This is a genomic window from Bacillus sp. GC_Bacil_1 (genome assembly GCF_026540675.1).
GTDB lineage: Bacteria > Bacillota > Bacilli > Bacillales > Bacillaceae_G > Bacillus_A > Bacillus_A cereus.
Genome location: NZ_JALNUG010000001.1, coordinates 184,982 through 200,663, shown reverse-complemented (window position 1 = coordinate 200,663; position 15,682 = coordinate 184,982). Strand labels below are relative to the sequence as shown.

Sequence of the window (15,682 nt, the reverse complement as noted above, 5' to 3'; positions counted from 1 at the left end):
TATGAAAAGGATTTATTATCATGTTACAAATTTAACTCAAAAATATTGAAATAAAAAGAAGTTCCAAAAGAGGAACTTCTTTTACTTAATTTCGATATCTGCAGAATGAATATGATGTACTTTCCCCTCATGATCCTCCAGAAGTAATACACCATCCTCTGTGATTCCTTTTGCTAACCCCGTAATCGTCTCTCTCATCGTTCGAGCGGTAATTTCTTTCCCGATGCTCACAGCGTAACTTTCCCAAAGAATTTTAATGACAGAGAAACCATTTTTTAAATACTCTTCATATAATTTTTCTAGTTGTAAATAGATTTGTTGCATAAGTTCTGCACGAACAATCGGCTTACCTGATTCAATCGCTAATGAAGTAGCAATGTGCTGAATTTCTTCATCAAAATGTTCTTGCTTTTGATTCGCATTAATACCGATGCCCATAATGACAGCATTAATTTTATCAGGATCCGCTTGCATTTCTGTTAATATACCTACAGCCTTTTTACCTTGAATTAAAATGTCATTTGGCCATTTTATTCCCACGTCTACACCTGTACATTTTTCAATTGCCTGTGCAACACTAACAGCCGCTAACAAAGTAAGTTGCGGTGCATGATGAACTGGAATCGATGGGCGTAAAATAATACTCATCCAAATTCCTGTTCCTTTTGGTGAATGCCATTTTCTGCTTAAACGACCTCTTCCCGCTGTTTGTTCTTCTGCTACAACGATAGTTCCTTCTTCTGCACCTTCATAAGCAAGTTTTGCTGCAATGTGCTGCGTTGATTCAACAGTTTCTTCAAAATACACTGTTCTACCAATTCGCTTCGTTTGTAGCCCTAACTGAATTTCATTAGCAGTCACTTTGTCTGGCTTACTTGCAATTCGGTAACCTAATCGGCGCACAGCTTCAAGTTCATATCCCTCACTCCGGAGATCTTCCATATGTTTCCACACAGCAGTTCTTGAACAACCAAGTTTATCACTAATCGTTTGGCCGGATACAAACTCGCCATCCGCTTCAGAAAAAACTTGTAATAACTGCTTTCTTATAGTAGATTGCATCCTTGCAGCCACTCCCTTATACGCTCTTTCTCATTAACTACGTTTCCTTTTACAATTGCTTCCTCGATTTTCTGAAGCATGTCAGCAACCCACGGACCAGGCTTTTTGTTTGCCCAGTTTAATAAATCATTACCAGTCACATTCATTTCTTGACGACCCTGGATTGGCAATGCATGAAACATTGATTGTACTCGTTTAACAGATGTAGGATCATAGCTTTCAATCATCGCTTCATATACTCTCTCTGCCATTTCAGCGATATAAATTCCCGTTTTATAAAGAAGGACTGTATCCCAATCCTTCTCCTTTCTAGTACGGATTGCCAATAAAACTGCAACAATATCTTTTATTTTTTTATTCGAAAACTTCCATTGACGTAAAAAGACAGATGGATGTTCTTCTCCGATACAATATAAGAAAAATGCCCACGCCTCAATATCCGTTTCGAAAGAATCCCATTTATACTGCGTAGCTTTTAACAGTCTCTCTTCTGACATTTGTAAATATGGCAAATGAGAAAATAGCTTCGTCTCTACTAATTCTTTGAGACCTTTCACACAATATGTACCAGTTAACAATTTCTCAAACTCTACTGTAATGCGCTCAATTGCTATATGTTCTAGCAAATGTCCATACGTTTCAATCGCTTGCTTCGTTTTCGTTTCTAATGAAAAACCTAACGCGCTTACAAACCGAATACCACGCATCATTCGCAGGGCATCTTCTTGAAAACGATCCGCAGCATTTCCAACTGTCACAATTTCTCTCTGTTGAATGGCTTCCTGTCCAGCAAATAAATCAACCATTTCGCCTTCTTCTGTCATAGCAATTGCATTCATCGTGAAATCACGACGTTTTAAATCCTCTTCTAATGAACGAACAAATTGAACACTACTAGGTCTTCGAAAATCTTCATATTCGCTTTCTGTTCGAAAAGTAGTTACCTCATAAGGCTCACCATTTTCTAAAACAATTACAGTTCCATGCTCAAGACCAACAGGAACATTTCTTGGGAATATAGCCATCACTTCTTCTGGTAAAGCAGATGTCGCAATATCAATATCTCCAATCGGCCTATCGATAATAAGATCTCGTACGCTCCCACCAACAAAGTAAGCCTCATGTCCTTGTTGTTTTAATGTCTCAATAATAGAACTAGCTTTTTTAAATCTTTCCATTTTTGTCATCCCTTAGTACGTCATAGTAAATCGTTTCATATTGTGAAACAATTTTTTCTGAGCGAAATTGCTCATAAACACTTTCTCTTGCTCGTTCTCCCATATTACGGTGAAGTTCCTCGTCCTTTAATAGCTGAGTAGCTTGATTTGCCACTCCTGTTGTATCGCCAACTTCACATAAATATCCTGTTTCCCCGTGTTGAATAACCTCTGGAATACCTCCAACCCGTGTTCCGATACAAGGTACACCACACGCCATTGCTTCTAATAAAACAAGACCAAAACTTTCCTTCTCTGATAGAAGCAACATTAAATCACTCATCGCAAGTAGTTCTGCAACATTATCTTGCTTCCCTAGGAATAAAACACGATCTTCAATATGTAAATTCTTCACTATCTGTAAAATCGTACAGAATTCTGGTCCGTCTCCAACAAGAAGCAACTTCGCATCTACTTCTTTAACAATTTTAGCAAATGCCTCAACAACATCCTGCACACGTTTCACTTTACGGAAATTCGAAATATGAATAAGTACTTTTTCACTCTCACTTATACCGTATTCTTTCTTTAATTGAGACATATTACGTTTGAAATATACACGTTCGTCTATAAAGTTATATACCGTTTGAATTTCTTTACTTGGTTTTACAAGCTCATGCGTTTCGTTAATTAATGAATGCGAGACAGCAGTAACAACATCCGATTGCTCAATACCAAAACGAATTAAATTATTTAACGAAGGGTCGGAACCTAACACAGTAATATCTGTTCCATGCAAGGTTGTAACAATTTTAATACGCTCTCCGATCATTTGTTTTGCTAAATATGCACAAATTGCATGTGGTATTGCGTAATGCACATGTAAAATGTCTAAGTTTTCTCTTTGTGCAACCTCTGCCATTTTACTTGCTAACGCTAAATCGTATGGTGGATATTGAAATACAGAGTACTGGCTTACCGTCACTTCATGAAAATATATGTTTGGATATACTTTATTTAACCGGAATGGTAAACCCGATGTAATAAAGTGAATTTCATGCCCGCGTTCCGCCAATTGCTTTCCTAATTCTGTTCCAACAACTCCAGAACCACCTACAGAAGGATAACATGTAATACCTATTTTTAATTTCATTTACATCCCCCTAATAAATCAGCATGTAATAAAACCGGTTTCTTACTCATAAATCCCTCGGCATACAAGACTCCAACTTCTTTTCCAAACATCTTCTCACGAGCAATCACAGTTTCAACGTATCCTTCTGTTAACGGTGTCTTAACCCCATCACTTCCTGTTGAAAATTGACTTTCATATGCTTCTAATGCTTCCACCTTTATAGAGAGGTACTCACTTATATCTATACAAAAATTCGGTTTATGAAAACCATTAATCATATAATTATAAAAAGACTCCACACGATGTGGTGAAAGTTCCGGCATATATTTACGGATTCCTGCTGAAAAAATAGCCTCTTCCACAAGCTTTGCACAATTTGCATGATCTGGATGACGATCTTCATAGTATGGCGCAAAAACTAGTTTTGGTTTATATGTACGGATCACCTTGACAATTTCACGTATATACTCTTCTTTCATATACAAACCACGGTCTGGCATCGCTAAATTCAGCCTCGTTTTTACTCCCATTATACGAGCTGCGACCTCTGCTTCTTCTTTTCTCAACTCTATCGTTCCATTGGAAGAAAGATCAGCTTCTGTTAAATCACAAATACCTACTTCATACCCTTGCTTTGTATATTTAGCGATGGTACCAGCCATGCCGATTTCAACATCATCGGCATGAGCACCAAACGCTAATATATGTAATCCACTCATAATTGTTCCCCTCATTTTCTTAACTTACGATAATCTAAATCTCCTCGCTCTAATGCGTGCATCAACATTTCAGCACTTGCCATATTCGTTGCAAGTGGAATCGCATATACATCACATAAACGAAGCAATGCATTCACATCCGGTTCATGCGGCTGTGCTGTTAATGGATCGCGGAAGAAAATCACCATATCTAAATCGTTTTTTGCAATCATTGCACCAATTTCTTGATCTCCACCAAGAGGGCCAGATTGATATCTTGTTACAACTAATCCAGTCGCTTCCATAATACGAAGCCCTGTCGTTCCTGTTGCAAATAATTCATGTTGCTCAAAAATTGGTTTATATGCGTATGCAAACGAAACCATATCATTTTTCTTTTTGTCATGTGCGATTAAGGCAATTTTCATCCGTTGTCTCCCCTTTAGTCGATAATATTTTCTAAACCGTACACAAGATGATCAAGGTTCATTACTGTCTCAATTGATAGTTTTACACCTGACATAAATGATGCACGATTGAATGAATCATGACGAACTGTTAACATTTGTCCATCTCCACCAAACATTACTTCTTGGTGTGCAATAAGCCCTGGCAAACGTACACTATGAATGTGAATACCGTCTACATTTGCACCACGTGCACCTGCTAGTTGCTCTACTTCATTTGGATGACCTTGCTGCTTTGATTCACGATTTTGACGAATTAATTCTACCGTTTTTACAGCTGTACCAGATGGTGCGTCTAATTTTTGATCATGATGTAATTCAATTACCTCAACATCTTGGAAATATTTCGCTGCCATTTGTGAGAATTTCATCATAAGAACTGCACCAATTGCAAAGTTTGGAGCAATAATTGTTCCTACTGCTTTTTCTTTTGCATTCTCTGTTAAACGTGCCAATTCTTCTTCTGTAAATCCAGTTGTACCAATAACAGAACGAAGTCCACGCTCAACTGCAAGTGTAACGTGTTGTTTCCCAACTTCTGGTGTTGTTAAATCTAACAACACATCTGCTTCTACTTCATCTAAACAAGTATGTAAATCAGCGTAAATCGGTGCATGTAATGCTGGCATGCCAGGTAAATCAGAAATCTTCTCACCACCATGCTTATAATCCACTGCTGCTACTAAATTAAAATGTTCCGTTCTTTCCATAAGAAGGACTGCTTCATGTCCCATACGTCCTCTTGGTCCGGCGATAATTACTTTAATTTCTTTCATTATTCTTTCTCTCCCTCATCAATACGTGTCCAGCGATCTTTATCACGTGTATTAAATTTATTCATTACAATGTTATGTGCTGTCTCTAAATCAATATTTAAACTATTTGCCATACAAATCATAACAAATAATACATCTCCAAGCTCTTCTTCAATACTTCTTTCTTTTTCAGTTGTTTTCTTCGGTTTCTCACCATAATAATGATTTACCTCTCTCGCAAGCTCTCCCATTTCTTCCGTTAAACGAGCCATCATTGCAAGCGGACTGAAATAACCTTCTTTAAACTGACCAATATATGCATCTACTTCTTTCTGCATATCTTTCATCGTTTTTGCTTCCATACTATTCACCTCTAATCCTTCCTCTTTCATGTTAGCCAATTCATCGCGATTTGACAAATATTATTCCCCGCCAAACACCTATTTGCGACCCTTTTTTGGATAGACTATAATAAAGTGAAACTTTCTTTTGCGCTTTTTACAAAAGATTAGTTGAACCAATCGGGTTCCTACGGCTGGTTCGCCTTTCTTCAGAGCTTTATCTCCTACCAGCCGTTGGAACGGGGTAAAGTGAAACTTTCTTTTGCGCTTTTTGCAAAAGATTAGCCCATACTAATCGAGTTCTTACTATTTTCACTAGCAACTAGAAATTACTTATTATTATGTTTTACCGTTTCAGCGGAGCAATGTAATCATTACATAATTAGGGGGATTTCTATATGACATCAAAATTGAAGATGCGAAATATTATTTTTATTTTAATCGGTTCCGCTATATTTTCTTTCGGTATTGTCAATATCAATATTGAAAACCACCTTGCAGAAGGTGGGTTTACTGGTATTACACTATTATTGTATTTTTTATTTAAGTTTGATCCTTCCTACTCAAACTTAATTTTAAATATCCCTATATTTTTTATTGGTTGGAGGTTACTTGGCAGAACGACATTTTTATATACATTAATCGGCACATTTAGCGTATCTTTATTTCTATGGATTTTCCAGCGTTACGAAGTGCTCAACTTACATTTAAACTTGCAAAATGATATGACACTCGCAGCTTTATTCGCCGGGGCATTTATCGGTATCGGTCTTGGGATAATATTTAAATATGGCGGGACTACTGGCGGTGTAGATATTATCGCACGACTAGCTCACAAATATGTTGGCTGGAGTATGGGTAAAACGATGTTTATGTTCGATGCTGTCGTTATCGTCGTCTCTATTCTTACCTATTTATCATACCGCGAGGGTATGTATACGTTAGTTGCTGTTTTTATCGGGGCTAAAGTCATTGATTTTATGCAAGAAGGAGCCTATGCCGCCAAAGGAGCGACTATTATCTCAGAGAAAAACGATGAAATTGCTGCCAAAATTTTATCTGAAATGGAGCGCGGAGCAACCTTTTTAAAGGCTGTTGGATCGTATACAAAAGTGGAACGTAACGTACTGTATTGCGTTGTTGCTAAAAATGAAATCGTGAAATTAAAGAATATTATTACTTCAGTAGATCCTCATGCATTTGTCGCTGTAAGTGATGTACATGATGTAGTTGGTGAAGGATTTACGTTAGATGAAAATAAAAACCCTTTACATAATTAAATGTAACTAGAAAAGCGCCTTAGCTTTTCTAGTTTTTTATTACAAGTCTTTTAAGCTTCTCCAAATCCTCATAAATAAGCTCCAATAAACTCCGATTATAAAAAATGGAAGCTGGATGAAAAGTTGGAAAAACAGGATATTCATTCTCTGACCATGTAAACTCTGCACTTTGCATATCCTTTAATTTTTGAATGGGCTGTTTTAATAATTGCCCGTGTACATCTGTGATTTTTTTATTTTTTCCTGTTAAACGTTGAAGACCAATATTTCCAAGTGTGACGATAAGCCTCGGATTTATTTTCTCTAATTCATAATCTAACAAAGGCGCATGGGCAACTATTTCTCCTTGATTTGGCGTTCTATTATACTTTTTTTGTATGCTTTCACCATTTCGTTCTTTTTTCTCTCGCCATTTATAAGGTCTACTCCGAACAGCGCTCGTAATATATACTTCTTCCCTCGTAACGTGAATACGCTCTAAAAAACCCATTAATTGTTTTCCCGACCTCCCGCTAAACGGAATCCCATTATGAATTTCTGTTTCACCAGGCGCTTCTCCTAACAACATAAATTTGGGATTTTCAGGACCTTGTCCACTTAAAAAACCTTCTAGTTGATAAGGAGCACTACGCTCTTTCACTTGTTTTACTAAATGGTCTGGATATTTCATTTCCCCCACCGCCTTTCCGCATTACTTCTATTATTTCTATTTGTAATACATTATATAATTCAATCCACACAACAAAAAAAGACTATCAAAATTGATAGTCTTTAGTCGTCGCTACGCTGCATACCAGTATACATTAATACGAGACGTAATAATTCAAATACCGCTACAGCTGCAGCTGCTACATATGTTAATGCTGCTGCATTTAATACTTTACGAGCTTGGCCATATTCATCTGTTGATACGATACCTAACGCTTCAATTTGTTGCATTGCACGCTTTGAAGCATCGAACTCAACTGGTAATGTAACAAGTTGGAACACAACACCTGCAGCCATTAAAATAATTCCTAATAACAATAGTTTCGACATTGTCGCAAATATACCAATCATAATAAATACCCATGATATATTCGATCCAAAATTCGCCACAGGAACTAACGAATGACGAATACGCATAAAGTTATAATCTTGCGCATCTTGAATTGCGTGTCCTACTTCATGTGCTGCCACTGCTGTACCAGCAACTGAATGTCCATAATAGTTATCTGTTGATAATCGAACCGTCTTGGCCGTTGGATCATAATGGTCTGATAAATGACCTGGTGTTTCTTCCACAGCTACATTGTATAATCCATTTTCATCTAAAATTTTTCGAGCCACTTCCGCTCCTGTCATACCTGATGTTGAATAAACTTGTGAATACTTGCTATAGGCACTTCGTACTCTTGACTGTGCATACAACGGTATGATCATTATGATCGCGAAGTAAATTAAATAAAACATCATGAACCTCCATTGAAGTTTTAATTATAGTACTTCTCATTCTATTTTCTTCTGCCACTATTGTCAATGAATAAACCTTACAATCCATATCTTTACTTATTACATTATCTATTTTTAGAATGCACATTACTTTTTCTTTTTTCTCTCTCTCCTTTATACTTTCTCCATCCAACATAAGTTAATGTGAATAAAATAAGTCCCCCAGTAATTGTCATAAACCAAATGAGAGAAGGTGCAATTTCATCCTTTTTTACTGTGTGAAATATCTTTTGCAAATCCCCTTTAATAATCCCTAATTGCATTTGGCCACCTTTCGTTTTTAACATAACGTTACGAAATTCATCCAAATAAGATAAATGAACATTTACACGCTGTACCTCGTTTTCTGGCAAAGCAATCATTAAACTTGGATAAATAATATTGAATTCATTTAAAAATGTATTTAATGTTTGTTGAAACTGCCCAGCATCTTCTTTTTCCATCGCTTTTTCCATTTGAGAAAAGGCATCCATTACTTTCCTTTCTCTTTCCATCCAAAGTGGTTGATATTTCGATACTTGTGCATCAACAGCAAGTTGTAATGCCAACACATTATCCATTTTAGCTTGCTTACCTAAACCTTCTTCAGAGAGCGATTGCTGCGCCTTGTCGTAAGCTAAAGAAATAACTCTAACTTGATCTGGTGTTACTTCATGCTTCTTTTCATTCCCCTTCATTAAAAATTGCTCTGAGAAAAGTTGTAATACTTGTACCGCTTTTTCATCTTCATTACGCTTCACTAACTGTAACGAGTCGTCTAACAACCCTGTTAGCTCATTCCACTCTTCAGCATATATACGTAACGGAAACATTATAATTAGAAATGCTATCAATCCAATTAATGTTCTCTTCATCCCGGTCCCCCCTATAACTACTAGTACAAAATATGTTAATTGGGACAAGAATAGAACAGAACTGAACCGAAAAATATATTATCGTTTTACAAAGAAAAAATTCTCTTTAAGCAGAGAATTTTTTCTTTGACATCCTTTTCTTTTTTACGAAATATCTATATAAGCTATAACAAAGTATACTACCACCTAAAATGAATAATAAAATAGCACACGCAGCATGCATAAAGAACTCCTCTGGTAGCATTAATATAACTGGATCCGTTTCAATATCAAACATCCAATAATCATTACTGAATAAAAGCTTATGGAATAATACAAAGCTCTTTTCAAAATTAATAGCGATTGGTAACATAAGCGCTATCGGAAAAATGATTGTTAAAATTGATCCGTGCAGTAAAAACTTTTCATTTTTCTTTTTTAATAAATAAATTCCCCCTATCACTGCAATCATAATTGTCGCATACATCACATATTGAATCTTTACTAAAATATTTTTAACATCTACAAAATGAATACGGCCATTTGTAGACATATCTAATGTTGGCAAATGTAATGCTCCGTCATAAAACGGGGATAAATATGTAATAAGCACATCGTAATTTCTTTTAATTTCATCCTTCGTCATATCCGCTAAATCAGGAATATTTAAAAAATCAATTTCAAAATAATACAGCCATTTTCCATACACAACTGCCGTTGTTGCGAGTGCAAAAATAGAAAATGCTATGCTATATGAAACAACTAAAGTAATCAATCGATCCAATATTTTTGTACCACTCTGATTTTTCTCCATGTTCTCCCCCTAAATGTTCTAACCATCATAAAGAAAATTGTTTCCTGTGATCACGTAAGCAACAATAATATGTAATACATAGTACAGCAACGCTTAACCAAAACGTAAAATAACCAATTTCCTCTACAAACAAATGCATAATTCCATATCGTGGCATTTGCCAAAATAAATAATCAATTGCATCGTTATGCAACGTCCACACACCCGCTACTATAAAATGCCATTTTTTTATACGGTAAAATGGAGCATATAAAACACCTTGCACTGCCATCGCAAAGTGCGAAAGCATTAACATGTAGCCCATAAGGCCAATAGGACCTTTTACGTAAATCATAATCGCATTTACAACAACAGCCCAAATACCATATTTTATTAAAGTAACAATCGCTAGCGCTTCTATTAATCCCCAGTTTCTCTTTGTCAAAAAAGCAATTAAAACAAAGACAAAAAAGAGACTCGCCATAGGACTATCTGGTACAAACGGCCAAAATATAGGTGACGTTTCTTTCAGTTGATTTCCGTACCATATAAACCCGTAAATTGTACCTAATATGTTAACAACCAATAAAAATAATAATACCGAGCGTTGTCTTAACATTGCATACAAGTACACCAATCTGTATGTCCAACACCTTTCAAGCAAAGTAATTCATTCACTAAATCCTACTCTATTATAACAAACTTCATCCAACTAAATAGAAAAGCTGACTACAAATTTTGTAGTCAGCTTTTTATTATTTTTTATTATACTTTGCAACGAATTCCGAAAGCTTCTTCAGTTCCTCATCTGTACCTTTAAATACACCTTTAGGCATGGAACCTTTTCCATCTTTCGCAATTTTAGCAATTTCTTCTGGCTTTAAAGCTAAGTTTTGCAGTGCTGGTGCTGCCGCCCCGCCCTGTAAGTTGTCACCATGACATGTTAAACAAGTATTTTTTTGCATTAATTTATAGCCATCATCATTTTTATCAACTGGCGCGGTTTTTACAATTGCTCCTTGTTTCTTTGCAGCTTCCCAGTCGTGGTGTGCTACAGATTCCCAAGTTAAAAAGATAATCGATGCAATTGCTAAAAGCATAAATCCAGTTGCTACAGGACGCTTCAATGGACGTCTTTCTGGACCTCGATCAAGAAATGGAGCTAACAGTAATGCACCAAACGCAATCCCTGGCATAATAAACGCTCCAATTACAGTAAATGAACCGGAAGCATAAGAATACTTTAATAACTGATACAAGAATAAGAAATACCAATCTGGAAGTGGTATATATCCAGCATCTGTTGGATCCGCCATTCTCTCAAGCGGCGACGGATGCGCCACTGTTAAACATAAATAACCGATTAAAAAAACTGCACCAACCATCCATTCTTTTAACAAGAAGTTCGGCCAAAATGCTTCTGTTTTCCCTGGGTATTCAGAATAGTCTTTTGGAATATTTGGTTTCCGAGCTACCGGTACCCGAGAATCTCCTACAAACTTCATCCCTTTGCCGCGATGCATAATCTCCCTCCTTTAGTTCTTTCCCCTTTAATTTAGCAATCTCTTATAGTGGACCGGAAATACCTTGTTTGCGAATCATGATGAAGTGGAAGGCCATTAAACCTAGAAGTGCTGCCGGTAAGAAGAAGACGTGAATAGCAAAGAAGCGAGTTAATGTTTGAGCGCCAACAATTTCGGAATGACCAGCGAGTAATGTTTTAATATAAGGACCAATGAGCGGTGTTTGCTCTGCAATTTGAATCCCTACTTTTGTAGCAAATAAAGCTTTCATATCCCACGGTAATAAATATCCGGTAAAACCAAGACCTAACATAACAAAGAAAATAAGAACACCAACAATCCAGTTTAACTCACGGGGCTTTTTATACGCACCTTGGAAGAAAACTCTGAGTGTATGTAAAAACATCATTACAATTACGAGACTAGCACCCCAGTGGTGCATACCACGAACAATTTGCCCATAAGCAACTTCATTTTGTAAATAGTAAACTGATTCCCAAGCATTTTTAATATCAGGCACATAATACATCGTCAAAAACATTCCAGATAAAATTTGAATTACAGTAACGAAAAAGGTAAGTCCTCCAAAGCAATAGACGAATGCAGAAAAGTGATGTGCCGGGTTTACATGTTCAGGTACTTCATGATCAGCGATATCACGCCATATCGGTGTAATATCTAATCTTTCATCTACCCAATCATAAATTTTATTTAACATCTACTTTGCACCCCCTCTTGGCTTCGCTTTTCCTAGATACAGCGTTCCATCTTTCACTTTAGACTCGTACACATCCAGCGGAGCAAGGGGTGGCGTACCTTTAATGTTCATCCCATCTTTTGTATAACGACCCCCGTGACATGGACAAAAGAATTGATTCGGATGTGCTTTGTCCGAATTCCAGTTAACTGTACATCCTAAATGTTTACATACTGGAGAGAACGCAACAATGTCTCCGCTTTCATCTTTATGAACCCAAGCCGATTTTGGTTCTTCAGACTTGTACCAACCATCAACCTGTTTCACTTTAAAATCGAAACGCTTCGGCTCTGTTGTAATATCCTTTACTTGCGCAACAGCAACCATATCTGTTCCGGCTTCTTTTCTTAACACCGGATCAAGCGCAAATCGCGTCATCGGCATTAAAATACCGGCAGCCATAAAGCCTCCTACCCCTGTGAGTGTGTAATTTAAAAATTGTCTTCTTGACACGCGATGTTCTTTCTCGCTCACGAAAATTTCCCCCCTCTATCAGAAATTGTCCCCTCGTGATAAATTATATAAAAAATAAAAACTAGGACACTATCATGATATAATACGCTCATGCACAGGTCAATATCATACTACTCATAATAATAAGAACTTTCTGTTTATTGTGAGTTTCCCCACTTCTCTTCCAACATCACCATTATATTTTTTATATGTGCATGAATAACTTCTCTTTTTGCTTGATCACTAAATTGTTCTAATGCTAATGAAGGAAACCAAAATAAATCTCCCTGTAACTCTTGCATATCCTCTTTCCATGAAAAATCACTTGTAACATAAGCAATATGCTTAAAACCTTCGCTTCGTAAATGATTTGTCCATTCTTGCAAACGACCTTTTTCATTCTTTTGACTTTCTACCAAATAAGTAAACGCAGGTAGTAAAAGCACTCTTCCTTTATACTCTCTTTCCAATTCCGTGCTCAACAATTCGATAAATTCACCTTGTTCTACAACCATTTTCATTTCTTGTGCTGCCGAAATTGATAAAAGCGGTATTACTCCTGTATCAACATACTCTCTTGCTTGTTCAAACTGTTCCACATCTTTTACACTCCACTTCAAATTCCTTCCCTCCTTCACTTGCAAATGACAGAACTTTCACTTTATATATATTAAACCATACTAAAAGAGGTAAAAAAAGAAAAACTACCCAATATAGGTAGTTTTTCTTGGCGAAAGTCTGAAATTTGTAAAAATTTATTAATCCAAATAAATTCTATAAAGTCTTTAACTCGGCCGTTAATCTATGAAACGCTTCCTTATCTTGCTTATCTAACGCTTCATCAATTTGTTTCAAAAGGCGTTCTCTCCTAAATGAAAATACACTTTCTTCCAAAAACCTTTCTGCAAGTAAACGATCTTTTTCATTTACTTCAATATGCTTTGGTAGATATGGGTTTTCTTCTAATACAGCTACATAATTCGCATTTTGAAACGATGATTTAAAGTTGAGTTGAATATAAATATCCTCATCTCGATTTAAACGAATATCATGAAACGATTTTTCAGCATCTGTTGTCATAACATTTTGTTTAAAAAAGTGAAACGGTGTGTCTTTCACACAATTCGCTGACATCACTAAGCCACGCGGACAATATTTTGCATGCTCTACGAAGTGGACTTTATGCATCAATTGGTCGTGACTCATTAAATAATTCAGAATCCATACACATTCACGCTGTTTCAGTTGGTAATTATTCAAAAACCATTTTACAAAATCCTTCTTCTCGTTTACAGAAACAGGGGTATTCATAGCAATTAAGTCCCTCCTCTGTCTTTCTCTTTTCTTTTTAGATTCAAGAAGCGGCATTCAGTTTCCTTCCAACTTATGAAAAATCCTCTAAATTATATAACAACTCTTCAATATGAATTTGTGTCGGGTCTAGTTGTAATAACTGGGTAAATACTTCTTTCGCCTCTTTTCGCTTTCCTTCTTCCAATAAGAAATAACCGTATTCTTCTAAGAAGTCTGGATGATTCTTAAAAGAAGTATATGCACTTTCATAGTGTTTTAATGCATCCGAATACATTTCTAATTGTTTTTTTGCATACGCAAGGTCCCAAAGTAGTTGTGTATCTGGTTCTCCACTATCAATAGCACGCTCTACAATTGCAATTAACTCTTCGTACTTTTCTTGTCCTTTTAAGATATACGCATATTTTAATGTTGCGCCTAAATGCCCTGGGTCTAACTCAAGTGCTTTTTGAAGAACTTCCTCTGCTTCTACTATTTTTCCTAATTTCGCCGCAATGTTCGCTAACTCTACATAAAACGGAACTGAAAGCTCATCTACTTTAATTCCTTCATGAAGCGTTTCATAGCTTTCTTGAAGCATTCCTTCTTTTTCATAGCTTTTCGCTAAATACATGTACAGTGATGCGTACTCAGGGTCTAATTCTTTTAGTTCTTGCCAAGCACCGATTGCTCTCTGATATTCTTCACCTTGGTATAATGTGAAGGCATATCCAAATAATGAGTGAATATCTTTTTGTTCCTCTAGGCCTGCTTCATAATAAGAAATCGCCTCTTCCCAGTTTCCAATCGCACTTAACGTTTCTGCAAGACGAAGTGCGATTACAACACCACCCATTACTTTATGTTCAGCTAATAGCGATTCATAATAAGTAATTGCCTTTTGTTCTTCACCTTTACTACTATATAATTCTGCTAACCCAAACGTAATAACAGGTTCATCAGGCATCATTTCTTTCGCCTTTAATAGTTTTTGCTCTGCTACATCATCAAAACCTTGCATTTGGAATAAATCTGCAACAAGTAATAAAGATTGAACATATAAATCGTCATTTTCTGGAATATCATGAAGTACTTCAATCGCTTCATCTTCTTTATCTAGATCAATATATAATTCTGCTAAAAATACAGTGAATTCACTTTCTTCCGGATACAGTAAACGTAAGTCTTCAGTAATCGCTAATGCCTCATCTGTAAATCCAAGTGTATGATAGTAACGAGCGATATCATACTTCTCTTCATCATTTGCAATTTTTAATTGTTCTTTTAATAATTGTAATCCTTTTTCCGCTTCACCATTTTCAATATATGAAACAGCTTGTTCAAACTTTTGCATAAACGTCTCCTTTAATTCTAAAAAATATTCTCTTCTGTTCATTTATCATAAGCAACTCACTGTTAGAACGCAACCTTTAGAATGAGCATGCTTCTTCTTATACTTCTTCTTACAGAGTAGGTAATTGTTCAAAAGGTTCGGATATGACACCGATACCTTATCATCATCTTCTATTGTACCGCTTTCTTTTATGACCGTGCAAATAACTTCTCTCACTAATTATCAAGCCATACAAACCGTGATTTACAGAACAACTTAATTACCAGTCTTCAACCTTTATTTTTAATACG

At 36.2% G+C, this 15,682-nt stretch carries 19 protein-coding genes; 1 reads left to right on the top strand and 18 read right to left on the bottom strand.

The genetic code is table 11. The features are described 5' to 3' along the window. Positions 1-81: 81 nt before the first annotated feature. Genes OXT04_RS01130 through OXT04_RS01100 form a run of 7 tightly spaced genes read right to left on the bottom strand, consistent with a single transcriptional unit; the run spans position 82 to position 5,636 of the window. Entirely contained in the window at positions 82-1,062 is a 981-nt protein-coding gene (locus OXT04_RS01130; protein WP_001192055.1) for a biotin--[acetyl-CoA-carboxylase] ligase, read from the bottom strand. Beyond that, positions 1,047-2,240 (bottom strand): CCA tRNA nucleotidyltransferase, encoded by a 1,194-nt coding sequence (locus OXT04_RS01125; RefSeq protein WP_000439311.1) that lies wholly within the window; start codon positions 2,238-2,240, stop codon positions 1,047-1,049. The genes OXT04_RS01130 and OXT04_RS01125 overlap by 16 nt, the downstream gene beginning before the upstream one ends. After that, positions 2,227-3,372, bottom strand: a complete 1,146-nt coding sequence (gene bshA, locus OXT04_RS01120) for an N-acetyl-alpha-D-glucosaminyl L-malate synthase BshA (protein ID WP_000768317.1) — start codon at positions 3,370-3,372, stop codon at positions 2,227-2,229. Before bshA ends, OXT04_RS01125 begins: the two co-directional genes overlap by 14 nt. After that, the gene (bshB1, locus tag OXT04_RS01115) at positions 3,369-4,073 is read right to left on the bottom strand and encodes a bacillithiol biosynthesis deacetylase BshB1 (protein ID WP_000015660.1); all 705 of its coding nucleotides are present in this window, start codon (positions 4,071-4,073) and stop codon (positions 3,369-3,371) included. Before bshB1 ends, bshA begins: the two co-directional genes overlap by 4 nt. Positions 4,074-4,084: 11 nt before the next feature. Then, a complete protein-coding gene (gene mgsA / locus OXT04_RS01110) occupies positions 4,085-4,480 on the bottom strand; it encodes a methylglyoxal synthase (protein ID WP_000684765.1) in 396 nt (131 codons plus the stop codon). A 14-nt stretch (positions 4,481-4,494) separates the two neighbouring features. Continuing rightward, positions 4,495-5,295 carry a dihydrodipicolinate reductase gene (gene dapB, locus OXT04_RS01105; RefSeq protein WP_000658810.1) on the bottom strand — a complete coding sequence of 267 codons (801 nt, stop codon included), beginning with the start codon at positions 5,293-5,295 and terminating at the stop codon, positions 4,495-4,497. After that, positions 5,295-5,636 carry a nucleotide pyrophosphohydrolase gene (locus OXT04_RS01100; protein WP_002108639.1) on the bottom strand — a complete coding sequence of 114 codons (342 nt, stop codon included), beginning with the start codon at positions 5,634-5,636 and terminating at the stop codon, positions 5,295-5,297. Before OXT04_RS01100 ends, dapB begins: the two co-directional genes overlap by 1 nt. Positions 5,637-6,013: 377 nt before the next feature. On the opposite strand from OXT04_RS01100, the gene OXT04_RS01095 reads away from it, so the two are divergent. Further along, positions 6,014-6,895, top strand: a complete 882-nt coding sequence (locus OXT04_RS01095) for a YitT family protein (protein WP_000202121.1) — start codon at positions 6,014-6,016, stop codon at positions 6,893-6,895. A 28-nt stretch (positions 6,896-6,923) separates the two neighbouring features. On the opposite strand, the gene OXT04_RS01090 is transcribed toward OXT04_RS01095, so the two are convergent. The 11 genes from OXT04_RS01090 to OXT04_RS01040 all read right to left on the bottom strand — a co-directional run bounded on the left by OXT04_RS01090 (position 6,924) and on the right by OXT04_RS01040 (position 15,392). Further along, positions 6,924-7,565: a uracil-DNA glycosylase gene (locus OXT04_RS01090; protein WP_098256728.1), complete on the bottom strand. Its 642-nt coding sequence runs from the start codon at positions 7,563-7,565 to the stop codon at positions 6,924-6,926. A gap of 101 nt (positions 7,566-7,666) precedes the next feature. Then, positions 7,667-8,350 (bottom strand): zinc metallopeptidase, encoded by a 684-nt coding sequence (locus OXT04_RS01085; protein WP_011109966.1) that lies wholly within the window; start codon positions 8,348-8,350, stop codon positions 7,667-7,669. Positions 8,351-8,451: 101 nt separating this feature from the next. Beyond that, positions 8,452-9,240 carry a sporulation protein YpjB gene (gene ypjB, locus OXT04_RS01080; protein WP_000831589.1) on the bottom strand — a complete coding sequence of 263 codons (789 nt, stop codon included), beginning with the start codon at positions 9,238-9,240 and terminating at the stop codon, positions 8,452-8,454. Positions 9,241-9,346: 106 nt separating this feature from the next. Beyond that, positions 9,347-10,033, bottom strand: coding sequence for a lipoprotein intramolecular transacylase Lit (gene lit / locus OXT04_RS01075; RefSeq protein ID WP_023521507.1), 687 nt, complete (start codon positions 10,031-10,033; stop codon positions 9,347-9,349). 25 nt (positions 10,034-10,058) lie between these two features. Beyond that, complete coding sequence (gene lhaT, locus OXT04_RS01070) at positions 10,059-10,649, bottom strand: lipoprotein heptaprenylglyceryl N-acetyltransferase LhaT (RefSeq protein ID WP_141526252.1); 591 nt, start codon at positions 10,647-10,649, stop codon at positions 10,059-10,061. A 118-nt stretch (positions 10,650-10,767) separates the two neighbouring features. Continuing rightward, complete coding sequence (gene qcrC, locus OXT04_RS01065; RefSeq protein ID WP_023521505.1) at positions 10,768-11,535, bottom strand: menaquinol-cytochrome c reductase cytochrome b/c subunit; 768 nt, start codon at positions 11,533-11,535, stop codon at positions 10,768-10,770. Between the two features lie 43 nt (positions 11,536-11,578). Then, on the bottom strand, positions 11,579-12,253 hold the full coding sequence (gene qcrB, locus OXT04_RS01060) for a menaquinol-cytochrome c reductase cytochrome b subunit (RefSeq protein ID WP_000932700.1): 675 nt from the start codon (positions 12,251-12,253) through the stop codon (positions 11,579-11,581). Continuing rightward, positions 12,254-12,766: a menaquinol-cytochrome c reductase iron-sulfur subunit gene (gene qcrA, locus OXT04_RS01055; RefSeq protein ID WP_001290420.1), complete on the bottom strand. Its 513-nt coding sequence runs from the start codon at positions 12,764-12,766 to the stop codon at positions 12,254-12,256. 137 nt (positions 12,767-12,903) lie between these two features. Continuing rightward, positions 12,904-13,365, bottom strand: coding sequence for a YpiF family protein (locus OXT04_RS01050; protein WP_000872171.1), 462 nt, complete (start codon positions 13,363-13,365; stop codon positions 12,904-12,906). A gap of 154 nt (positions 13,366-13,519) precedes the next feature. Beyond that, positions 13,520-14,056, bottom strand: coding sequence for a ReoY family proteolytic degradation factor (locus OXT04_RS01045; protein WP_001095925.1), 537 nt, complete (start codon positions 14,054-14,056; stop codon positions 13,520-13,522). 73 nt (positions 14,057-14,129) lie between these two features. After that, on the bottom strand, positions 14,130-15,392 hold the full coding sequence (locus tag OXT04_RS01040) for a tetratricopeptide repeat protein (RefSeq protein ID WP_001168673.1): 1,263 nt from the start codon (positions 15,390-15,392) through the stop codon (positions 14,130-14,132). Positions 15,393-15,682 lie beyond the last annotated feature (290 nt).

Bases quoted from the DNA above. Each gene is read 5' to 3' on its own strand.
- OXT04_RS01095 (WP_000202121.1), top strand. From the start codon at position 6,014: ATGACATCAAAATTGAAGATGCGAAATATTATTTTTATTTTAATCGGT.
- OXT04_RS01100 (WP_002108639.1), bottom strand. From the start codon at position 5,636: ATGGAAGCAAAAACGATGAAAGATATGCAGAAAGAAGTAGATGCATAT.
- ypjB (WP_000831589.1), bottom strand. From the start codon at position 9,240: ATGAAGAGAACATTAATTGGATTGATAGCATTTCTAATTATAATGTTT.
- qcrB (WP_000932700.1), bottom strand. From the start codon at position 12,253: ATGTTAAATAAAATTTATGATTGGGTAGATGAAAGATTAGATATTACA.
- OXT04_RS01090 (WP_098256728.1), bottom strand. From the start codon at position 7,565: ATGAAATATCCAGACCATTTAGTAAAACAAGTGAAAGAGCGTAGTGCT.
- lit (WP_023521507.1), bottom strand. From the start codon at position 10,033: ATGGAGAAAAATCAGAGTGGTACAAAAATATTGGATCGATTGATTACT.
- dapB (WP_000658810.1), bottom strand. From the start codon at position 5,295: ATGAAAGAAATTAAAGTAATTATCGCCGGACCAAGAGGACGTATGGGA.
- bshB1 (WP_000015660.1), bottom strand. From the start codon at position 4,073: ATGAGTGGATTACATATATTAGCGTTTGGTGCTCATGCCGATGATGTT.
- qcrC (WP_023521505.1), bottom strand. From the start codon at position 11,535: ATGCATCGCGGCAAAGGGATGAAGTTTGTAGGAGATTCTCGGGTACCG.
- OXT04_RS01040 (WP_001168673.1), bottom strand. From the start codon at position 15,392: ATGCAAAAGTTTGAACAAGCTGTTTCATATATTGAAAATGGTGAAGCG.
- OXT04_RS01045 (WP_001095925.1), bottom strand. From the start codon at position 14,056: ATGAATACCCCTGTTTCTGTAAACGAGAAGAAGGATTTTGTAAAATGG.
- OXT04_RS01085 (WP_011109966.1), bottom strand. From the start codon at position 8,350: ATGATGTTTTATTTAATTTACTTCGCGATCATAATGATCATACCGTTG.
- OXT04_RS01130 (WP_001192055.1), bottom strand. From the start codon at position 1,062: ATGCAATCTACTATAAGAAAGCAGTTATTACAAGTTTTTTCTGAAGCG.
- mgsA (WP_000684765.1), bottom strand. From the start codon at position 4,480: ATGAAAATTGCCTTAATCGCACATGACAAAAAGAAAAATGATATGGTT.
- OXT04_RS01125 (WP_000439311.1), bottom strand. From the start codon at position 2,240: ATGGAAAGATTTAAAAAAGCTAGTTCTATTATTGAGACATTAAAACAA.
- bshA (WP_000768317.1), bottom strand. From the start codon at position 3,372: ATGAAATTAAAAATAGGTATTACATGTTATCCTTCTGTAGGTGGTTCT.